Genomic DNA, 635 nt, shown 5'->3' on the forward strand with positions numbered 1-635 from the left:
GGTAGATGGTGACGGTCATGATTGTTCTTCCACATGGATGGGGAGGGCGTCTCCGACCGGCGCGCGCAGCAGCCAGCTCATCAGCGCCAGCGCGACCAGGGCGCCAGCGAGTTGCGCCAGAATGAAACCCGGCAAGTCATAGGGACGAATACCCGAAAAGGTGTCGGTAAACGCGCGGGCAATGGCCACGGCAGGATTGGCGAATGAGGTCGACGCCGTGAACCAATAGGCAGCCGTGATGTAGAGCCCAACCAGCATCGGAACGGCGCCTCGCTGCAACCGGATGCCGGCCAGGATAGTTGCAACGAGCCCGAAGCAAGCCACCCCTTCGGAAAGCCATTGCGCCGCCCCGCTGCGCACCGTGCTGGAAGCCTGCAGCAGCGGCAGCGCGAACATGGCATGCGCCAATATTGCCCCGACAATGCCGCCCGCGACCTGCACAATGGCATAGAACGCGGCATCACGGCGCGGCAAGTCCCGCCGCAAAGCAAACACCAGCGACACCGCCGGATTGAAATGAGCCCCCGAAATCGGCCCGAGCATGGTGATCAGCACCACCAATATGGCGCCGGTGGCAATGGTATTGGCCAGCAGCGCCAGGGCGATATCGGTGGTCAGCGTCTCGGCCATGATGC

1 protein-coding gene is annotated in these 635 nt (G+C 63.3%); it reads right to left on the reverse strand.

Going from position 1 to position 635, the window contains the following annotated elements; translation table 11 throughout:
• Positions 1–15 precede the first annotated feature (15 nt).
• Positions 16–633 carry an aquaporin gene (locus tag ACI3KQ_RS15940; protein WP_404959324.1) on the reverse strand — a complete coding sequence of 206 codons (618 nt, stop codon included), beginning with the start codon at positions 631–633 and terminating at the stop codon, positions 16–18.
• Positions 634–635: the final 2 nt, after the last annotated feature.

The organism is Sphingobium sp. ZW T5_29, from assembly GCF_044987515.1.
Classification (GTDB): Bacteria; Pseudomonadota; Alphaproteobacteria; order Sphingomonadales; family Sphingomonadaceae; genus Sphingobium.